Below are 20,743 nucleotides of genomic sequence, written 5' to 3'. Positions count from 1 at the left end.
TAATGGCTACATCTTCCATTTTAATGGGTTTTACACTTTTCGTATAGCCCTTTTTCTTTAATTACTTTAATCAATGTTTCACCAATTACAGAAGGTGTTTCTGCAACTTCAATACCAGCTTCGTTCATTGCTTTAATTTTCTCTGCTGCTGTTCCTTTACCACCAGAAATGATAGCTCCAGCGTGACCCATACGTTTGCCAGGAGGTGCAGTTTGTCCACCAATAAAGCCTACAACAGGTTTTGTCATATTTGCTTTAATCCATGCAGCTGCTTCTTCCTCAGCTGTACCACCGATTTCACCAATCATAACAACTGCGTAAGTTTCTGGATCGTTATTAAAGGCTTCAAGTACATCAATGAAGTTTGTACCATTGACAGGGTCTCCACCAATACCTACTGCAGTTGTTTGACCAATTCCAGCTTGTGTTAATTGATGTACTGCTTCATATGTTAATGTACCAGAACGAGAAACAACTCCTACATGGCCTTTTGTATGAATATAACCAGGCATGATACCAATTTTACATTCATCAGCTGTAATAACACCTGGACAGTTTGGACCTACTAGGCGAGTGTTTTTGCCTTCCATATAACGTTTAACCTTAACCATATCAAGGACAGGAATATGCTCTGTGATACAGATTGTTAATTCTAATTCAGCATCAACAGCTTCTAAAATTGCATCTGCCGCAAATGGTGCAGGTACATAGATAACTGAAGTTGTAGCACCTGTTGCAGCTACAGCTTCTGCTACTGTATTGAAAACAGGAACTCCCTCGATTTCAAGTCCACCTTTACCTGGTGTTACACCTGCTACGATTTTAGTACCATACTCAAGCATTTGCTTCGTATGGAATAGAGCTGTTTCGCCCGTAATCCCTTGTACAATTACCTTCGTATCTTTGTTAATAAATACAGCCATTGTTCTCCCTGCCTTCCTTAGCCTACTAGTCCCACAATTTTTTGTGCACCGTCAGCCATTGAATCCGCTGCAACGATGTTTAAACCAGATGCATTTAAAATTTCTTTTCCAAGTTCAACATTTGTACCTTCTAAACGTACAACTAATGGCACAGCTAAACCAATCTCTTTAGCAGCCGTTACAACACCCTCAGCAATAATGTTACACTTCATAATTCCACCAAAGATGTTGACGAAAATGCCTTTTACGTTTGAATCAGAAAGGATAATTTTGAAAGCCTCTGTTACTTTTTCAGCTGTTGCACCGCCCCCTACATCTAGGAAGTTAGCAGGGCTTCCGCCATAATAACTAATTGTATCCATCGTTGCCATGGCAAGACCAGCACCGTTAACCATACAGCCAATATTTCCATCTAATGAAATATAGCTTAGGTCATATTTTGAAGCTTCGATCTCTTTTGCATCTTCTTCGTCAAAATCGCGTAATTCGACAATATCCTTATGTCGATATAATGCATTGGCATCAAAATTGAATTTAGCATCTAATGCTACTACTTCACCTTGTCCAGTTACAACAAGTGGATTAATTTCTACAATCGATGCATCTTTGTCGATAAATGCTTGATATAAGCCTAACATTAATTTAACAGCTTTCCCTACAAGGTTTGCTGGAATGTTCATATTAAACGCCATACGACGTGCTTGGAAGCTTGTTAATCCAACTACAGGATCTACTACTTCTTTGAAGATTTTTTCCGGATTTGTTTCTGCTACTTCTTCAATATCCATACCGCCTTCTTCAGATCCCATCATTGTTACACGAGATGTAGCACGGTCTAATACTAGACTTAAATAGTATTCTTTTTGGATATCAGAACCCTCTTCAATATACAAACGTTTTACTTCTTTTCCTTCTGGACCTGTTTGATGAGTCACTAAAATTTTTCCTAATAACTCTTTTGCGTATGTGCGCACTTCGTCAAGGTTTTTAGCGATTTTGACACCGCCTGCTTTACCGCGTCCACCTGCATGGATTTGCGCCTTGACTACTGTTACGTTTGAGCCAAGTTCCTTCGCTACTTTTACTGCTTCATCAGGGGAAAAAGCAACTTTTCCGTTTGGTACAGCTACACCATATTTTCTCAGAATCTCTTTCCCTTGATATTCATGGATATTCATAATACATCCTCCCATCAAACATTTGCATAGAATTGTTTTACTAACATAGACTATTCTAACGAAAGATTCTGATAAAGTCTACACTTTGTCTTTAGTTCGAATTTTCTCTCTTATTATGACACTTTTTTCTATTTTGTGTACTAAAACAGCTTGTAAAAATAGTCAGAATAATTCATTTTTTCTATATTTTTGCGCATGTTGCTGATCCAAACGATAAATAAATGCGAAAACTTCTGCTACTGCCTGATATAATTCTTCAGGAATAGACTCGTTTAAATCTAATTGACCAAGCAACTGCACAAGGTTAGGATCCTCATAAATCGGCACATTATGCTCATTTGCTCTTGCCAAAATGTTCTCGGCAATTTTCCCTTTTCCCTTTGCTACAACAGTGGGACTATCAAATTGACCAAGCTTATACGTAAGCGCAATTGCCTCTTTCCGAGTAAGTTTTTCTTCGCTCATACGCGGATATCCACCCCACTCTGCTCCTCTCGCTGTTCTACTACAGGACCTACTTTTTCCGTTTGCCCTTTGTCAAATTGTTTAATAAACACACCTGAAAGTTGATAATTTTTTTCAGCCAACCCAATTTTTAAAGCAGCCTTCAACGGCTCAGCAAGTGATTGAATTTCCGAATTTTCATTAAAGACCGTTACTGTGACAACTCTATTTTGAACCTGCATATCAATCACTGTTTCTTGCATAGATGCCATTTGTAAATAAAATAATACGCGTGCATAGTTAGCATCAATTTTGCCATTATCTTTCATGCGACCATTCCATTGTAAGGTTGCATCCATCTTCTTTCCAAAAAATTCAAGTGGAACTTGCATGATAAGCTGATGTTGATGACCGTTTTCTCCTGAAGATAGCTGCATTCCATTCATACGCGTCATAAGCATCTCTGCCGCTTCCTTCATTTGAGGTGGTATATTAGTTTCCTGCAATAATGTATGGAGTTGTGGCTTTAGCTGATGCGCAATCATTTGTAAATCAGCCGACTTGTTTCCTAATGTTGCCTCATAGCTAATTCCTAAATTTTTCAACACCGTTTTAAGTGCATGCTCCATCGCCTTACTATCCATTGAATTTTGTACTTGTGCATCTGCTTGTGTCACAACTTGCTGTATAAATGGTTGCGAAGAATTAATACTATTTTTCACTAGATTGCGCATGAGTGCCTCATTCTGTGAAGTCGAATTGGCCTCTTGCTTAAATAGGGATAACAAATGATCTTTCACTGAAAGTGCATGGGCATCCTGTGTAAATAAACGATCAGCTGTATTTTGAGTAAATGCTTTTAATAACTGATCCTGCATTTGTTTAGCAAAAACCTCTAGCGTTTGTTTTGATACTGGTAACTGATTAAAACGATCCACCAGCTGATTGATATGCTGTTTTTGCTCATTCGTTAATAAATTTTGACTTTCGGTCCATGATTTAAGCTGTGCCACCAGTTGACTAGCATTTTCTGACTTTGTAGCAAGAATGGTTTGAATAACTTGACCAGCTTGCTGTATTGGCTGAAAGGCTTTTGCTTCAATTTTTGACCAGTTTTGCAATGTAGCCTGCTGAGGAAGAATCCCCGACTCTTTTAGCATTGATAAAGCTTGCATTTTTTCATTCACTGTCGCAGCACTATTCGTTAAACTTTGTAAAAGCCTTGCAAGCACTGCACTACCCGTTTCTACTTCAAAGGGCTTGGCAATCGCTTGTACTTGTTGCAATAAATTTTGCCTCAATGACTCAGATAGGGTTGTATCCTTCGCTAAAAGTTGAGCAAAGTTATCCATGATAGCAGTCATACCAGATGTCTTTTGACCACTCATCAATGCTTGAAACACATCGTTTATCATAGGCATTTTTAGCTCTATCATTTTTTGAATGGTTTGTAGAGCATCTACTTTTGATATACCCTCTGGTAATGCCTTTAACCACATTTCAGCTTGCAGCATTTGTTCTTTAGAAATGGGTAGCTGTGCTTTCATAAAATGCCCTAATAATTGCTGCATTTCTGGTGATTTAGGCAAATTCATGGATTCTAATAACTGATTAATTTGCTGATTTGGTGTGGATGCCTGCGCCATCGGTCCAGTCACTATTTTCAATTCCGTTTGTGGATTTGTCCCTGTTACCTGAAAGAAATGGGCATCCCCAGCTTTTAACGGCACTTCGAGTTTAGCTATAAATTTTTGATTACCTACTTGGATTTCTGCCATTTGATCTGGATATAATTGCTTAATTGTTCCGTGAAATACTTGTCCTTGTTTTAAAGCAAGTGGTTGATTTGTCGAAGTCATTGCATTTTGCTGCAGTTGAATTGGATTAAATGATGTGGCTGTCATATACATACTCCTTTCATCAATTACTCCTTCGTGTAATTGTCTACCGTTTTTTAGCTTTATGAAAACATAGATTTTATTGGTTCAAATGATTTACGATGGTGAATAGTCGGTCCAAATTCCTCTAACGCTTTTAAATGTTGCTTTGTCCCATACCCCGCATGTTGCCCAAATCCATACATTGGAAATTCCTCGTCTAATTGCTCCATATACTCATCCCGTGCTGTTTTAGCTAAAATGGATGCAGCTGCTATCGCTAAGCTCTTAGCATCTCCTTTTATAATCGAATCTTGAGGAATTGTAATAGGTAATGTCATAGCATCTACTAAAACAACATCAGGCTTTGTCGACAATGATTCAACACTTACCTTCATAGATTGTTTTGTTGCTTCATATATATTCAGTTCATCAATTTGTTGGGCAGATTGAAAATGAATAAAATAGCTTACGGCATGCTCTTTAACTAATGTTGCAAAGCCATTTCGTTTGTCCTTCGATAATTGCTTTGAGTCGTTCAGACCAACAAGTGCCTCACAATTTGTCGGTAAAATTACTGCTGCCGTTACGACTGGCCCTGCTAGCGGTCCCCGTCCTGCTTCATCTACACCTGCAATAAATGTATCTGTTTTCCCATAGCTTAAATCGAATGCAACTTTTTTTTGATGCTCTTGCAGTAATTGATGTTTTTTATCTTGTCTCTTTTGCCAAGTTAGCCATGCCTTTTGTACACCTGCTCTTTCATCCGCTGTAATTTCTTTCATCCAATCTTGCCATTCCTCAGCAGCTTTCAATGCAGTTGTAATTTCCTTAATGGTTTTCATTGTGTACTCCTTCTTGCTTCTATTCATTCAAACTATAGCATGTTCAGTTCTTATGTAGTCTCTTTAACTCGAAAACTATTTTCCTCTCTATAGTCATTATCGGTTAAAAAATGTATTCCTAAAAGAAAAACTGTCACAAAAGAACGTGTGACAGTTTTAAATACTTATAATTGTTCAGTTTCTTTTTCTAACTGCTCATCCACAAAATCAAAGGTAAGTTTACCTAATTGTAATCCTCGGATATCTCGAACAATTAGTTGAGCTACTTGGTCATAATCTATTTCTCCACCAGGACCAAATACACGACGTAGCTTACCAATATGGTCAAAAGTATCCACTAACTCCTCATGGATAAACTCGAGACCGTAACGCTCATCCATACGCTTTGGATAATGATTAGATAAGAATCGCAACCCATAGACAGCTAGGTCTTCCATATTTGTAATAGTATCCTTAATAGCTCCAGTTAAAGCTAATTTAAAGCCTACTTCTTGATCCTCAAACTTTGGCCATAAAATACCTGGTGTATCCAATAGTTCAAGCTCTTTACCAACTTTGATCCATTGCTGTGCCTTTGTCACACCTGGTGTATTGCCCGTTTTAGCGATATTTTTTTTCGCTAATCGATTAATCAATGTGGATTTTCCCACGTTTGGAATACCCACAATCATGGCACGAATAGCTCTAGGCTTCATTCCTCTTGCTTTCATGCGATCAAATTTTTCTTTTAAAATCTCTTGTGCCGCTTTTGTGACTTGCTGTAAGCCCTTGCCCTCAAGTGAGTTAATGGCTACTGCTTTATGGCCACGCTTTGCAAAATACTCTACCCATTTCCGTGTTTCTTGTTCATCTGCCATATCCGCTTTATTTAAGATCAAAAGACGAGGTTTTTGGTTAATGACTTCGTCAATCATCGGATTACGTGAGGATAGCGGTAAACGTGCATCTATTAATTCAAAGATAATATCGACAAGCTTTAATTTTTCAGTTACTTCACGTCGGGCTTTAGCCATATGCCCTGGAAACCATTGTATCGTCACAGCTATACCTCCTAAACTAAAAGAAAAGGGAGTAATTTGCTCTCCCTTTCATACATTACTTTACAATTTTTATGTCACTAAATGGCCAGAAAATCAGACTGGTATTACCAATAATTTCTTTTTGGTTCACAAGGCCAATATGTCGACTGTCTTTACTATATCGACGATTATCTCCCATAACAAAGATATACCCCTCAGGAATAGTATTGCTATCCAAGGAAAGATCAATATCATTTAAGGTGAAATCTTCTGTTAAAGTTCCCTCTGTGATTTGTGCTTTATAGGCATCTAAATAGGGTTCATCAATTGGCTCACCATTTATATACAATTGATCATCCTTATACTCTAGTGTATCTCCTGGCAATCCAATTACACGCTTTATGTAATTTTTTTGTTCAGGTGCATGAAATACAACGATATCAAAACGTTTAGGCTCACCTATTTTATAACCAATTTTATTCACAATCATTCGGTCGCCATCTTCAAGGGTTGGCATCATGGACTCTCCATCAACTGCAATGGGTGTAAATAAAAAATATCGAATAACTGCAGCAATCGCAAATGCAATTAATAGTGCTTTTGTCCATTCCCATAATTCATTTTTTTCTTTCACTTGTTTTTCCATTGAGAATTGCCCCCTTGTCTAACACCATTTTAGATGATAGTGAATAAAGATGACAAGCAAAAAGAAAAGAGGCTTGAACACAAGCCCCTCACTTTTAAGTCATAATTATCGAATTTCTTTAATACGAGCAGCTTTACCACGTAGGTTACGTAGGTAGTAAAGTTTAGCACGACGTACTTTACCACGACGTACAACTTCTAAGTTAGCGATTTTTGGTGTGTGTACAGGGAATGTACGCTCAACACCTACACCGTAAGAAATTTTACGAACTGTGAAAGTTTCGCTAATTCCGCCACCACGACGTTTAATTACTACACCTTCGAAAATTTGGATACGTTCACGAGTACCCTCTACTACTTTCACGTGTACCTTAACAGTATCACCAGGACGGAAAGTTGGTAGATCAGAGCGAAGCTGAGATTTTGTAATTTCTGCAATAATGTTTGACATTGTTTTCTCTCCTTAGACAGATGCTCTTGCACGCAATCTATGCCACAGCGGAACACCGTAATTCAGTACTCCACATAGAAGTACAGATTAGATGTTATCATAAATAGATTTAGCAATCAAGCATCTTGACGATTGTTTTTTAGTTTTTCTAGATACAATTTTTGCTTGTCTGTTAATGGGTATTGCTCAAGTAAGTCAGGACGGCGCTCAAAAGTTCTTTTCAGCGACTGTTCCTCTCGCCATTGCTCGATTTTAGCATGATTCCCCGATAATAAAACATCAGGTACCTTCATGCCACGGAACTCCGCAGGACGTGTATAATGTGGATGCTCAAGGAGACCCGTTGAAAAAGAATCCTGGATATGAGAATCCTCTTGTCCTAAGACTCCAGGTAACAATCTAACTACGCTATCAATAACAGTCATAGCGCCTAATTCCCCACCTGTTAAGACAAAATCGCCAATGGAAATCTCGTCTGTCACGAGATGCTGACGTATACGCTCATCATAGCCTTCATAATGACCACATAAGAACACTAACTCTGTTTCCTGCGCTAGCTCCTCTGCTTTTTTCTGCGTAAATCGTTCACCCTGGGGACACATTAATATGATACGTGGCTGTTTACCTGCAGTAATAGCCTCTACTGCACTAAACATTGGTTCAGGCTTTAATACCATACCTGCACCACCACCATATGGATAGTCGTCAACTTGATTATGCTTGTTCCCTGAAAATGTACGAATATCCGTTACCTCTAAATTTACAGCTCCCTTTTCTTGGGCCTTCTTTAAAATAGATGCACCAAAAACGCCTGAAAACATATCAGGGAACAGGCTCAATACATGAATATTCATCATAATAAGCCTTCCATAACATGAATGACTATTTTTTTGTCCATAACATCAATATCTTTCACGATATCTTCTATATAAGGGATATAGTGTTCTTTCTTAGTCCCTTTCACTACCCATACATCGTTTGCCCCTGTTTGCAGGATATCTGCTACAACACCGATTGTTTCGCCCTCTTCAGAAATAACTGTACAGCCTATTATTTCATGGAAAAAGAACTCATTTTCTTCAAGAAGATCATTAGTCATTTGATCTTTTGTCACTTTCAGCATGCCTTCTTTAAATGGCTCAACCAAGTTGATATTGTTCATGCCTTCAAAAGTTAATAAAATAAAGTTTTTATGACGACGCATAGAGTCAATCGTTACCCAGGTTGGCTTCTTATCGTCTTTTTTAAAGGCAGCAAGCTTATTTCCTACCGCAAAACGTTCTTCTTCAAAGTCTGTTGTCGATAATACACGTACCTCACCACGAATACCGTGCGTATTGACAATTCGACCTACATTAAACCATTCCATTCTATTTCACCTCGTAAAAACATGCTTATCTTCACAATGCATCTGGCTCATCCAAAAAAGGTTCCGTTCTTGCAGATGTGATTTGGAAGAATGTAGTTTTAGCTAAGACTCATTTGTCTTGTCAACAATAATATAAGCAATATCCTTTAGCTATACTCCTTATTTAAGCTTTAATTTCCACTTAAACAGAAATCATAGCGATATGCTGATGTTAAAAAAAGATAAAAAAAGGAAGGAACCTACAAGCTCCCTCCTTTTTCGTCCAGATTTTACGCTTTATACTAAAGGCCACTTTGAACTCCTAAGCGACATGTAAACACACCTATCAGGACTCACTAGTACTTGTTGCAAGAGCGTGAAAATCTTTTCTATTAATCCAATATATCGACGTAGGTCTTCTTTTGATGGTGACTACCTGCCGCTGAATAAACAATTGTACGAATCGCTTTTGCTACTCGCCCTTGCTTGCCTATGACTTTCCCTCTATCCTCTGGATGAACAAAAAGTTTATAAACAATTCGATTTGCATTTTCATCCGTCTCAATACGAACTTCTTTTGGATAATCGACTAACGGTAAAACGATTGCTTCAATCAGCTGCTTCAAAGACGTCGCCCCCGATTATTTACTGAATTTTTGGTTATGGAATTTTTCCATGATACCTTGTTCTGAGAACAGGTTACGTACTGTATCTGATGGTTTTGCACCGTCAGCTAACCATTTAAGAGCTTTCTCTTCATCAATGTTTACAGTAGCTGGTTGAGTTAGTGGGTTGTAAGTACCAACTGTTTCGATTTGACGACCGTCACGTGGTGAACGTGCGTCTGCAACTACGATACGATAGAAAGGAGATTTTTTAGCTCCCATACGTTTTAAGCGAATTTTAACTGCCATTTTAATAGCACCTCCGAATAAGTTTCACACAAGATAGTATATTATCAATGTTTAGGTTGTTTGTAAAGTGTTTTTTCTTAACACCTAAAAATTATTATTTAAACAATGAATCAAAGCCTGGTAATTTCATTTTTTTCTTCCCTTTACCACTTGCCATTCCAGTCATTTGCTTCATCATTTTTTTCATTTCATCGAATTGTTTAATGAGACGATTCACCTCTTGAATAGATGTCCCAGAGCCTTTCGCAATACGCTTTTTACGGCTACCATTAATGATTTCTGGGTTGGTCTTTTCAGCAGGCGTCATCGAGTAAATAATGGCCTCTACACGCCCCATTTGCTTATCATCAACTTTTACATTATCTAAGCCTTTGATTTTGTTAGCACCTGGTAGCATTTTTAAAATTTCATCAAGAGGGCCCATTTTCTTGACTTGCTGTAATTGCTCGACAAAATCATCAAAAGTGAATGTTTGAGATTTAAACTTTTCTTCTAATTCTTTTGCCTTGGCTTCATCTACATTTGCCTGAGCCTTCTCGATAAGTGACAGAACATCGCCCATACCTAATATACGAGATGCCATACGCTCTGGATGGAATGGTTCAAGCGCATCCATTTTTTCGCCCATCCCGACAAATTTAATTGGTTTTTGCGTCACAGAACGGATAGATAATGCAGCACCACCACGCGTATCACCGTCAAGTTTTGTTAAAACAACCCCAGTAATACCGATTGCTTCATTAAAGCTTTCTGCTACATTGACTGCATCTTGACCCGTCATGGCGTCAACAACTAGGAAAACCTCATCTGGCTCTTTTAATGCACGAATATCCTTTAACTCTTGCATTAGGTCTTCATCGATATGAAGTCGACCAGCTGTATCGATAATCACTACATCATGATGCTCTTCCTTTGCCAATTCAATTGCCTGACGTGCAATTTCTACAGGAGATTCCTCAGTACCTAACGCAAAAACAGGTAGTGATAACTGTTTTCCTAATGTCTGTAATTGTTGGACAGCTGCTGGACGATAAACGTCAGCGGCAACTAATAATGGTTTACGATTATATTTTTTTCGTAGAACATTTGCCAATTTACCTGTAGTGGTCGTTTTACCTGCACCTTGTAGACCAACCATCATAATGACAGTGGGTGGCTTCGTATTAAACTTAATGGGACTTTGTTCGCCCCCCATTAATTCTGTTAGTTCATCCTGTACAATTTTAATAACTTGCTGACCTGGTGTTAAACTTTGCATAACATCAACACCAACAGCACGTTCACTTACCTTTTTCACGAATTCTTTGACTACTTTTAAGTTAACATCCGCCTCGATTAAAGCAAATCGGACTTCTCGCATCATTTCTTTAACGTCTTGCTCAGATACTTTTCCTTTGCCTTTAATCTTTTGGATCGTTCCTTGGAGTCGTTCCGCTAATCCTTCAAAAGCCATTGCTTTCGCCTCCTAATCCCATTCTTTCAGCTGTTCAATAAGTGCTAGCTGCTCTTCAGCTGTCATACTTTTTTCTGTAATCCCCTGTGTTAGCTGTAACAGCATTTGGGTACGTTGTTGAAATTTTTCAAGTAAACATAATTTTTCTTCATATTCCTCAAGCATCGCTTCAGTTCGACGAATGTTATCATAAACAGCTTGGCGTGAAACACCATACGATTCAGCGATTTCTCCTAGAGAGTTATCATCCAAATAGTATAGCTCCATATAACTTCTTTGCTTATCTGTTAATAATGCTTGATAAAAGTCGAAGAGAAAGTTCATGCGTGTTGTTTTTTCAAGTAGCATCGAATGTTTCTCCTCCCGCTATTAGTCATTTGTATCATAACGAAAAGCGCCCGTCTGTGTCAAGGTAATCTCCTTGTCTAAAAGCCTAAATTGCAGCTTTCAGGCGTTTTTTGCCTTTGGCTAGTATTACTCTTTTAAACAAGTCAATTCACCTCTACACAATCGAGCGTCTTTATCTATTACGTGTCAGTGTCACTTTATCCAATTTTGTTCAAAAACTGAAGCAAACTAAGCATCCAGCTTTCTCAATAGAGAAGAGATAAATGGCAATCAATATAAAACTATTCAGCCACTGTTAGCTGTTCTCATCATTATTTTGTAGTTCCTTATCCAAACCATCAGCAAATAGTCCATAGACATATCGTTCGGCATCAAATGGCTGTAAATCATCCATTTTCTCACCAAGACCCACAAATTTCACAGGAATGTGCAGCTTGTTACGAATAGCAAGAACAATACCCCCTTTAGCAGTACCGTCTAGCTTTGTTAAAACAATTCCTGTCACATTCGTTGCCTCTTTAAATGTTTGTGCTTGAACAAGCGCATTTTGGCCAGTTGTAGCATCTAATGCTAATAATACTTCATGTGGAGCATTTGGAATTTCACGTGAAATAACACGATGAACTTTTTCTAGCTCATTCATTAGGTTCACTTTGTTCTGCAAGCGTCCAGCTGTATCACAAATCAACACATCCGCTTTTCTGTTTTTTGCTGCACGAATCGCATCATACATGACTGCCGCTGGGTCAGAGCCCTCTGATTGTTTAATAACCTCACAACCAACACGATCTCCCCATACTTGCAATTGATCTATAGCACCTGCACGGAACGTATCACCCGCAGCTAATACAACCGTTTTCCCTTGAGATTTTAAACGGTGCGCTAGCTTACCTATCGTTGTTGTTTTCCCAACACCATTTACGCCAACAAATAGAATAACAGTTAGTTCACCATCTGGCTGCATAGTTAGTTCAATTAAATCTTCTTCACCTTGCTCATAAATTTCTACAAGCTTCTCAGAAATCACTGCTTGGATGCCATTTGTATCTTTAATATTTTTACGTTGCACCTCATAACGCAGTTTATCCATGAGTTCCATGACAGTTTCAAATCCAACATCAGCCTGTAATAGTAAGTCCTCTAATTCTTCAAAGAAATCCTCATCCACTTTACGATAGCGTGCAACAAGGTCATTCACTTTTGATGTAAAGGAATTACGTGTTTTTTCAAGACCAGCCTTGAATTTTTGTGTTATTGACCAAGCAGAAGGCTTTTTCTCTTCCAGTGGTTCATCCTCTACTACTGCTAGCTCTTGAACATCTAGCTGTGCTTCTTCTATTTCAGGTGAGGGCTCAGCTTCCACTTCGGCTTCTTTCACAATCGCCATTTCAGGTGATGCTTCATCTTGTTCAGACACTTTTAGATCAACGGTCTCAATGGCGTTTGATTCTTCAAGCTCCGGCTCCAAATGGTCGGATTCCTGTTCTTTGTCTGTTGGGTCTAGCCTCTCTTCCTCTGCTGGATTACCCATTAATTTATCTTTTAAACGTTTAAAAAAACTCATGCTTGTTCGCTCCTTTGCTCCGCAAGTACGGGTTCATCTTCTAGTTTTACTGATACAAGTTTCGACACACCTGATTCTTGCATTGTTATACCATACAAGACATCAGCTCCCTCCATTGTTCCTTTACGATGAGTAATTACAATGAATTGTGTGTCGAGACTAAACTTTTTCAAATATTGGCTATAACGCACAACGTTCGCCTCATCTAAAGCCGCCTCTACCTCATCCAGAATACAAAATGGTACAGGTCGAATATTTAAGATGGAGAATAGTAAAGCAATGGCCGTAAGTGCACGCTCCCCACCAGAAAGTAAACTTAAATTCTGTAATTTTTTCCCTGGAGGCTGTGCTACAATTTCAATGCCTGTTTCCAATAAATTTTGTGGGTCAATTAAAACCAAATCAGCTTGCCCCCCGCCAAACAATTCACGGAAAACACGTTTAAATTGCTCTCTAATAGCGTAAAACGTTTCACTAAAGCGCAACGTCATTTCTTCATCCATTTCTTTGATTGCTTCATGTAATGTTTCCTGTGCAGCAAGCAAGTCCTCTCGTTGTTCAGTTAAGAAAGTATGACGTTCTAGTACTCTATCATATTCCTCAATCGCACTTAAATTAACAGGTCCTAGCTCTTCAATGGATCTTTTTAACAATTTAACACGTCTTCGCACAAACTCTTCATCTTCTATTGCCAGAGCTTCTTTCTCAGCCTCTTCGAATGTTAACTGATAATTTTCTTCGAGTTGTTCGATAAAATTATCCATTTCAAATTCTACACGATTACGTTTTAACTCATTGGCACGAATTGCTTCAAGGTATCCTTTATGAATACGCTGTAGTTCCTTGAGTTGTTCTTCTAATGTAGAGAGTTCTTGTTGTTGTCCTATTTTCTGTTCTTTCTTTTCAGAAATAGTCTCTTGTAAGGCATCTCTTCTTGCTTTCCATGTCACAACCTGTTCCTCGACCTCTTCATCACTTAAATGATTTGTCGATTCATCAGATTGAAGCCACATTATTTCCTGAGAAATATTTTTAACTTTTTGTTGTGCTTTGTTTAATTGCAGTGCCAGTTCAGCAGTCGTAATTTGAACTTGTGACATTTGTTCTTGCATAACCGCTAGCTGTGAACGTTTTTCGGCAAGCTGTTCTCGTAAGACATCTTTCTCTGTCTCCCCCTGTAACTTTACCTTAATTAATTGTTCGACAGTTTCATTGATTTCGACAAGTTCTACAGCAAGGGTATTTAAGCGCTCCTCTGCTGCTTGCTTTTGTGTTAACAATGCTTCCTCACGTGTTTTTACATCTTTTGTTTCAGTTGAAGCAAAGGTTACTCTAGCCGATAAGCTTTTTTCTACGACTTCTAGCTCACGAATACGACTTGACTGTTGCATCTCATCTTTTCGTAATTGCTCTCCTTCAAGCTTTAATTGCTCTACTTGATCTCGCAGTACTGCAAGCTTCTCTTTTTCGGCTGCAACAGCCTGTTCAGCACTATAAATGGAAGCCTGTAACGATTCTAGCTTAATGATTAAATCATCTAACTCTGCTTTTCTTGTAAAGAGTGAGGATTGCTGTTTCAGTGCACCACCTGTTAAGGAACCCCCTGCATTAACAATATCTCCTTCAAGTGTGACAACTCGGTATCGGAAACCACATAATCGGGCAATTTGACTTGCACCTTCTAAATTTGATGCCACGATCACATTCCCTAATAGATTTTCAACAATTGTTCGATTGTCTTCATTAAAAGTGACAAGTGCATCTGCCATTTGAACAAAGGCAGGATGTTCAGTTGCTAGCTGAATAGTTCCTGGATTAATTTTGCGTGATTTCATGACTGTTTTCGGTAAAAAAGTAGCACGTCCAGCCCGTTTTTGTTTTAACCAGTGAATAGCCTGTTGCGCATGGCGCTCATTGGTTGTGACAATATGTTGAGAGGCAGCACCTAAAGCTGTTTCAATCGCTTGTGAATACTTTCCTTCAACTTGGATTAACTCTGCTACAGCACCCTCAATACCTTGTAAATCACCTTTATCTCGAGCAAGCAAGACCTCTTTAACACCTTGGAAGAACCCAGAAAAATCAGCTTCGAGTTCAGCTAATGTATCTTTTCTAGCCTTTAGTTGTTGTTGGTGTTGATACGCTTTGTACAACATATCCTGTTTTTCGCTAAAAGAAATATTGACATTTTTCAACTGTATTTGTAAGGTTTCATATTGCTCTAATTTTTTCTGTAAATCATTGGTTGTCGAGGCATGTTCCACCACTAACTTTTCTTTTTCAGCAATGATTTGCATAAGCTCTTGTCCAATTTCATCTGTTTGATCGGACATTTTTGCCGCCATTGCCTTTTGTTGAGCTAATTGCTGATCGATATTTTTCAATTCATTCTTCACTGTTGCTTCTTCATTTAATGAATCAATATATCGATTTTTATAGTTTTCTATTTCTTCCTCGATTTCTGTCACAGACCGATTTAATGATTGTTCTAACTGCTTGATGCTCTGCTTTAACACTGATACGGCTTGTTGCTTCTCGGAAAACACTTCTTTTTTCTCCTGTTCTTGAACCAGGAGTAATTCTACTTCCGCCTTAGCCTCTTGTAATGTTGTATTCAGTTGTAATAGTTGATTCGATGCATTTTGGCGTTTTTCAGCCATCAATGCCTTACGACCATCCCAACGCTCTACCTCCATAGTGGCATTGACAAGCTCAGCCTGCGACACATCCAAATAATCATCTAGATCTTTTAATAGCTTACGTATGTTGGCGGTCTTTTGATCAATCATTGAAATACTTTGAGCTTGTTCTAACTCTGTTGCAGAAAGCTTCGAAAATTCCTCTTTAAGCGCATGCAAAGATTGTGCACAATTTTTAAAATCATGCACAAGAATGGCAATATCAAAATCCTTTAGCTCAGAAGACATTTGTACATAATCTCTTGCACTAGATGCCTGCATTTCAAGCGGCTCTAATCGGTTGTCTAATTCATGGAGAATGTCTAATACACGATACAAATTTTCATCTGTCTCAACAAGCTTATGCTCCGCTTTTTTCTTTCTTATTTTATACTTTAAAACGCCAGCAGCCTCTTCAAAAATAGAACGTCGGTCATCAGGTCGACTATTTAAAATCTCATCAACACGACCTTGAGATATAATTGAAAATGCCTCTTTCCCAAGTCCTGAATCCATAAACAAGTCCGTAATATCCTTCAGGCGACACTGTTGGTTATTTAATAAATATTCACTATCACCTGAACGGTATACGCGTCTTGTTACACTGACTTCTGTATAAGAAAAAGCAAGTTGCTCGTCAGTATTATCTAAAATAAGTGTTACCTCTGCAAAGTTGAGTGGCTTACGAGAGTCACTCCCAGCGAAAATAACATCTTCCATCTTTGCTCCACGTAACGACTTTGCCGATTGCTCCCCAAGTACCCAACGAATCGCATCTGTGACATTACTTTTTCCACTGCCATTTGGTCCAACAACGGCTGTAACACCAGGTACAAAATCAATTCCAATGCGTTCCGCAAAAGATTTAAAGCCAATCACTTCTAGTCGTTTTAGGAACATCTATTAAGCCTCCTCTTTTGCAGCTTCTTCACGCATCATCCGCATTGCACATTGTGCAGCTTGCTGCTCGGCTTCTTTTTTTGATTTTCCACGACCAATACCAAGCTCTTGTCCATTTAATAATACGCTTGATACAAAGGTACGATTATGTGCTGGGCCTTTTTCATCGATAATCTCATAATGAAGAAGTCCATTATTCGTTTGCTGTACCATTTCTTGCAATTGACTTTTAAAATCCATCACATGCGAAAAAGCACCGACTTCTACTTTTGGGAACACGATTCGTTCTAAAAATGACACGACCGTTTGTAAATCTTGATCTAAATAGAGTGCACCTACAAATGACTCAAAGACATCTGCAAGCAGCGCTGGACGTTCCCGACCACCTGTTAATTCCTCACCTTTTCCAAGTAATACAAAGCGTCCAAAGCCTAGCTCGTTAGCAAAAATCACTAGTGATGGCTCACATACAATGGAAGCTCTTAGCTTTGTTAACTCACCCTCGCTCATATTTGGGTATTTCTCAAAAAGATATTTAGAAACAGACAGTTCAAGTACTGCGTCTCCTAAAAATTCCAGACGCTCATTATCCGTAAATAATTTACGGCGATGCTCATTCACATAAGATGAATGCGTGAATGCTTGGTACAATAAATTTTTATTAATAAATGTGATATTTAATTCATGCTGTAACAGCTCAAATTGGTTGCGTACTTTTTCAGGAAGTACGCCAGATTTCTGCATAGTTCCTTTTCTTTTCATAGCCATTGAACAAATCTGCCTTCCTAATAGTTTCTACCGTTTTAGTGTACCTTTTTCAGGGCGTTTATGCAAAAGTATTTCGGCTTAAACACAATGTTTTGGAAATTTTTCCGAAAATCCCTCTTAATTCAGCATGCATCTCCCATTAGAGAGCATTTTGAAGCTGACTGTCATTAGATTTTTAACATAAAAAAGGGACGTTAATAGATCGAAAACCGATCCATTTCGTCCCCTTTAAATACATCTTCATTCATTGAATCTGTTCCTTCAAACAAGGAATGCAGAAAAAGTAATTTCTACTTTATTCAAGCTACCATAAAACCATTGTATGATTACGATGACCATTACACCATTAGAGGTGATCTATTTTCACTAAATAAAGTTTAAACGAAATTAGTTTAATTTACTTTCGATGTATGAGATTGCAGTACCTACTGTTGAGATTTTTTCAGCATCTTCATCAGAAATTTCCATATCGAATTCGTCTTCAAGCTCCATTACAAGCTCAACTACGTCTAATGAGTCAGCACCTAAATCATCACGGAAAGAAGCTTCAAGCGTTACTTCGCTTTCTTCCACACCTAAACGGTCCACGATTACTTTTGTTACGCGTTCTAATACTGTAGACAAATGATTCACCTCCCCTCAAATGATTATACAAAAAATCAGCGTATATGCCTAATTGAAATTACATGACCATACCGCCATCAATATGAAGCGTTTGTCCAGTCATATAATTTGCGTCATCCGATGCTAAGAAAGCTACTGCTTTTGCAATATCCTCTGGCTGACCAAGTTTCGCAAGAGGAATCTGTGTTAGCATACCTTGTTTGATATCCTCTGGCAATTGTTCTGTCATTTCTGTTTCGATAAAACCTGGTGCAATAGCATTAACTAAAATATTACGAGAAGCTAATTCCTTTGCCGTCGTTTTCGTTAGTCCAATTACACCTGCTTTAGCCGCAACATAGTTCGCTTGACCAGCATTACCTGCTACACCAACGATGGAAGAAATATTAATAATGCGACCTGCACGTTGCTTCATCATTTGACGTGTGACCGCTTTCGTACAAAGGAAAACACCTTTAAGGTTTGTATTTAATACATCATCCCATTCGTCTTCTTTCATACGCATGATCAAGTTATCTCTTGTAATACCAGCATTATTCACTAAAATATCAAGGGAGCCGTATGTTTTCACAGCAGCATCCATTAATGCTGTCACTTCTTCTGTTTGAGAGATGCTAGCTTGTACAGCAATTGCTTCGCCACCATTTTCTTGAATCATCGCTACTACTTCTTCTGCTTTTGCCTGAGAGCCACTATAGTTCACAACAACCTTAGCACCTTCATCTGCAAGCTTTAAAGCAATAGCACGTCCAATCCCTCTTGAAGCTCCTGTTACAACGGCTACTTTTCCTTCTAATTTACGCATTGATTGACCACTCCTTCGACGCTTCTAAAACTGCTTCTAACGAAGCTTCATCATACACACAATAAGCTGCAACAGAGCGATCAATTTTTTTCAAGAGACCGCTTAATACTTTACCAGGTCCACATTCGATAAAAACGTCAACACCTTGCGCAAGCATTTCACGCATAGAAGCTTCCCATTGAACAGCACTGTATACCTGTTCAACTAGCTCTTGTTGTATTGCTGCTACATCTTTTAATTCCTTCGCCATCACATTGCCAATTACAGGAATTTCAGGTGCAGATAAAGAGATCTCTGCCAATGCTGCTTGCAGTTTCTCTGAAGATGGACGCATTAAATCAGAGTGGAAGGGACCACTTACAACTAAAGGTATTGCTCGTTTTGCTCCAGCTTCTTTAGCAGCAACGCTTGCTTTATCCACACCTTCTTTAGTGCCCGAAATAACAATTTGTCCTGGACAATTCACATTAGCCACCTGAACAGAGTCACCTGATGCTGATACCTGCTCTGTTACCTCGTTCAATGCCTCTAGTTCCATTCCTAAAATTGCCGCCATTGCGCCTTGTCCTGCTGGCACAGCTTCATTCATATAAAGACCTCGTTTATGCACGATTGACACGGCATCATCAAATGACATAACACCTGCTAACACCAATGCACCATATTCTCCAAGTGAATGGCCCGCTGCGTAGTGTGGTTTTATACCTGCTGCGCGTAACTTTTCAGCCACCATTACACCAGTAGTAAGTAGTGCTGGCTGTGCATGATATGTCAGTGTTAACTCTTCTGCTGGACCTTCTAACATTAATTTAGATAATTCAAATTGAAGAGCTTGATCTGCGCGATCATAAAATGCTTTACTTTCTGCAGCATTCTCAACAAATTCTTGACCCATTCCAACTACTTGTGAACCCTGTCCTGGAAAAATAAATGCTATTTTTGTCATTTGAATAATCCCCTTTGCTTAATCAATTTCTATGTGGCGTACTGTCTCGGTAATCGTCGAAATAACCGTATGCTCTACCATCGTATTGGCTTGTCGAATGGCACTGAAAATCGCTTTTGCATTTGATGATCCATGTGCCTTAATAACAGGTGCTTGTAAGCCAAACAATCCTGCGCCACCATATTCTGTATAGTCCATTTTATTTTTTAAGTCACGTAAATTATTTTTCATGAGCGCTGCTGAAATTTTCGTTTTCGTTGAAGACATAAAGGCCTCTTTTAACATAGAAAATAAAGCACCTGCTGTCCCTTCAATAGACTTCAACACCATATTTCCTGTAAAGCCATCTGTTACAACAACATCAGCTACTCCTTCAAGTAAATCACGTGCTTCTACATTTCCAATAAAATTAAAATTTGCTTCCTTCAATAATTCGAAGGTAGCTTTTGTTAATTCATTCCCTTTTTTATCCTCGGTACCGATATTTAATAAGCCAATTCGAGGTTTTTGTAAACCTCCAACCTTTTTAGCATAAATATCTCCCATAATGGCATATTGCACTAAATGCTCTGGGCGAGCATCTGCATTCGCCCCTAAATCAAGCATTAAAAACCCTTTACCGTCTAATGTTGGTAGCGTTGTAGCTAATGCTGGTCTGGCTATTCCCTCAATGCGACCTACTTTAAATAGGCCACCCGCCATCAGGGCCCCTGTATTGCCTGCAGAAAGGCAAGCATCTGCTTTACCCTCTTCAACAGCATCCATCATACGCGCCATTGAAGAATCTTTTTTTCTACGAACAGCACGGGCAGGATCATCAGTTCCTTCTACTACTTCCTCACAATGTATAACCTTTAATCGATCATGTTGTTTTAAAAATGGTTCCAGCTTATCTTGATGACCATATAGTTGAATTTCTAAGTTTGGAATTTGCTCTAATGCTAAAAGTGCACCTTCAACAACTGATTTTGGTGCATTGTCTCCACCCATTCCATCAAGCGCTAATTTCATTG

General features: G+C 38.6%; 21 protein-coding genes. All 21 read right to left on the bottom strand.

Going from position 1 to position 20,743, the window contains the following annotated elements; genetic code table 11:
* Positions 1-20 precede the first annotated feature (20 nt).
* Positions 21-923, bottom strand: coding sequence for a succinate--CoA ligase subunit alpha (gene sucD / locus HCH28_RS24475; RefSeq protein ID WP_004229280.1), 903 nt, complete (start codon positions 921-923; stop codon positions 21-23).
* Positions 924-940: 17 nt separating this feature from the next.
* Positions 941-2,101 carry an ADP-forming succinate--CoA ligase subunit beta gene (gene sucC, locus HCH28_RS24470; RefSeq protein WP_221683440.1) on the bottom strand — a complete coding sequence of 387 codons (1,161 nt, stop codon included), beginning with the start codon at positions 2,099-2,101 and terminating at the stop codon, positions 941-943.
* Positions 2,102-2,263: 162 nt separating this feature from the next.
* Positions 2,264-2,566, bottom strand: a complete 303-nt coding sequence (locus tag HCH28_RS24465) for an EscU/YscU/HrcU family type III secretion system export apparatus switch protein (protein ID WP_048391628.1) — start codon at positions 2,564-2,566, stop codon at positions 2,264-2,266.
* Complete coding sequence (locus HCH28_RS24460; protein ID WP_221683439.1) at positions 2,563-4,449, bottom strand: hypothetical protein; 1,887 nt, start codon at positions 4,447-4,449, stop codon at positions 2,563-2,565. Before HCH28_RS24460 ends, HCH28_RS24465 begins: the two co-directional genes overlap by 4 nt.
* Positions 4,450-4,505: 56 nt before the next feature.
* Positions 4,506-5,267 (bottom strand): ribonuclease HII, encoded by a 762-nt coding sequence (locus HCH28_RS24455; protein WP_221683438.1) that lies wholly within the window; start codon positions 5,265-5,267, stop codon positions 4,506-4,508.
* Positions 5,268-5,431: 164 nt separating this feature from the next.
* On the bottom strand, positions 5,432-6,307 hold the full coding sequence (gene ylqF / locus HCH28_RS24450) for a ribosome biogenesis GTPase YlqF (protein WP_004269405.1): 876 nt from the start codon (positions 6,305-6,307) through the stop codon (positions 5,432-5,434).
* Between the two features lie 55 nt (positions 6,308-6,362).
* Entirely contained in the window at positions 6,363-6,932 is a 570-nt protein-coding gene (gene lepB, locus HCH28_RS24445; RefSeq protein WP_221683437.1) for a signal peptidase I, read from the bottom strand.
* A gap of 105 nt (positions 6,933-7,037) precedes the next feature.
* Positions 7,038-7,382 carry a 50S ribosomal protein L19 gene (gene rplS, locus HCH28_RS24440; protein ID WP_004269407.1) on the bottom strand — a complete coding sequence of 115 codons (345 nt, stop codon included), beginning with the start codon at positions 7,380-7,382 and terminating at the stop codon, positions 7,038-7,040.
* A gap of 116 nt (positions 7,383-7,498) precedes the next feature.
* A complete protein-coding gene (gene trmD / locus HCH28_RS24435) occupies positions 7,499-8,236 on the bottom strand; it encodes a tRNA (guanosine(37)-N1)-methyltransferase TrmD (protein WP_221683449.1) in 738 nt (245 codons plus the stop codon).
* Positions 8,236-8,751, bottom strand: a complete 516-nt coding sequence (gene rimM, locus HCH28_RS24430) for a ribosome maturation factor RimM (protein ID WP_221683436.1) — start codon at positions 8,749-8,751, stop codon at positions 8,236-8,238. The genes trmD and rimM overlap by 1 nt, the downstream gene beginning before the upstream one ends.
* 371 nt (positions 8,752-9,122) lie before the next feature.
* On the bottom strand, positions 9,123-9,356 hold the full coding sequence (locus tag HCH28_RS24425; protein WP_134018983.1) for a KH domain-containing protein: 234 nt from the start codon (positions 9,354-9,356) through the stop codon (positions 9,123-9,125).
* 15 nt (positions 9,357-9,371) lie between these two features.
* On the bottom strand, positions 9,372-9,644 hold the full coding sequence (gene rpsP, locus HCH28_RS24420; RefSeq protein WP_004269411.1) for a 30S ribosomal protein S16: 273 nt from the start codon (positions 9,642-9,644) through the stop codon (positions 9,372-9,374).
* 94 nt (positions 9,645-9,738) lie between these two features.
* Positions 9,739-11,097 carry a signal recognition particle protein gene (gene ffh / locus HCH28_RS24415; RefSeq protein WP_221683435.1) on the bottom strand — a complete coding sequence of 453 codons (1,359 nt, stop codon included), beginning with the start codon at positions 11,095-11,097 and terminating at the stop codon, positions 9,739-9,741.
* Positions 11,098-11,109: 12 nt separating this feature from the next.
* Complete coding sequence (locus tag HCH28_RS24410) at positions 11,110-11,445, bottom strand: putative DNA-binding protein (protein WP_054550507.1); 336 nt, start codon at positions 11,443-11,445, stop codon at positions 11,110-11,112.
* Between the two features lie 295 nt (positions 11,446-11,740).
* Positions 11,741-13,009 (bottom strand): signal recognition particle-docking protein FtsY, encoded by a 1,269-nt coding sequence (gene ftsY / locus HCH28_RS24405; RefSeq protein WP_221683434.1) that lies wholly within the window; start codon positions 13,007-13,009, stop codon positions 11,741-11,743.
* Positions 13,006-16,587, bottom strand: a complete 3,582-nt coding sequence (gene smc / locus HCH28_RS24400) for a chromosome segregation protein SMC (RefSeq protein WP_221683433.1) — start codon at positions 16,585-16,587, stop codon at positions 13,006-13,008. The genes ftsY and smc overlap by 4 nt, the downstream gene beginning before the upstream one ends.
* Before the next feature lie 3 nt (positions 16,588-16,590).
* The gene (rnc, locus tag HCH28_RS24395; protein ID WP_012293239.1) at positions 16,591-17,355 is read right to left on the bottom strand and encodes a ribonuclease III; all 765 of its coding nucleotides are present in this window, start codon (positions 17,353-17,355) and stop codon (positions 16,591-16,593) included.
* Positions 17,356-17,742: 387 nt separating this feature from the next.
* On the bottom strand, positions 17,743-17,979 hold the full coding sequence (acpP, locus tag HCH28_RS24390; RefSeq protein WP_009371143.1) for an acyl carrier protein: 237 nt from the start codon (positions 17,977-17,979) through the stop codon (positions 17,743-17,745).
* A gap of 58 nt (positions 17,980-18,037) precedes the next feature.
* A complete protein-coding gene (gene fabG, locus HCH28_RS24385) occupies positions 18,038-18,784 on the bottom strand; it encodes a 3-oxoacyl-[acyl-carrier-protein] reductase (RefSeq protein WP_221683432.1) in 747 nt (248 codons plus the stop codon).
* Positions 18,777-19,730 carry an ACP S-malonyltransferase gene (gene fabD / locus HCH28_RS24380; protein ID WP_221683431.1) on the bottom strand — a complete coding sequence of 318 codons (954 nt, stop codon included), beginning with the start codon at positions 19,728-19,730 and terminating at the stop codon, positions 18,777-18,779. Before fabD ends, fabG begins: the two co-directional genes overlap by 8 nt.
* A gap of 18 nt (positions 19,731-19,748) precedes the next feature.
* Positions 19,749-20,741: a phosphate acyltransferase PlsX gene (gene plsX, locus HCH28_RS24375; RefSeq protein ID WP_221683430.1), complete on the bottom strand. Its 993-nt coding sequence runs from the start codon at positions 20,739-20,741 to the stop codon at positions 19,749-19,751.
* Between the last annotated feature and the right edge of the window lie 2 nt (positions 20,742-20,743).

It is taken from the genome of Lysinibacillus sp. K60 (assembly GCF_019731275.1).
Lineage (GTDB): Bacteria > Bacillota > Bacilli > Bacillales_A > Planococcaceae > Lysinibacillus > Lysinibacillus capsici.
The sequence above is the reverse complement of the archived record's forward strand: the minus strand, read 5'-3'. Positions and strand labels throughout refer to the sequence as shown.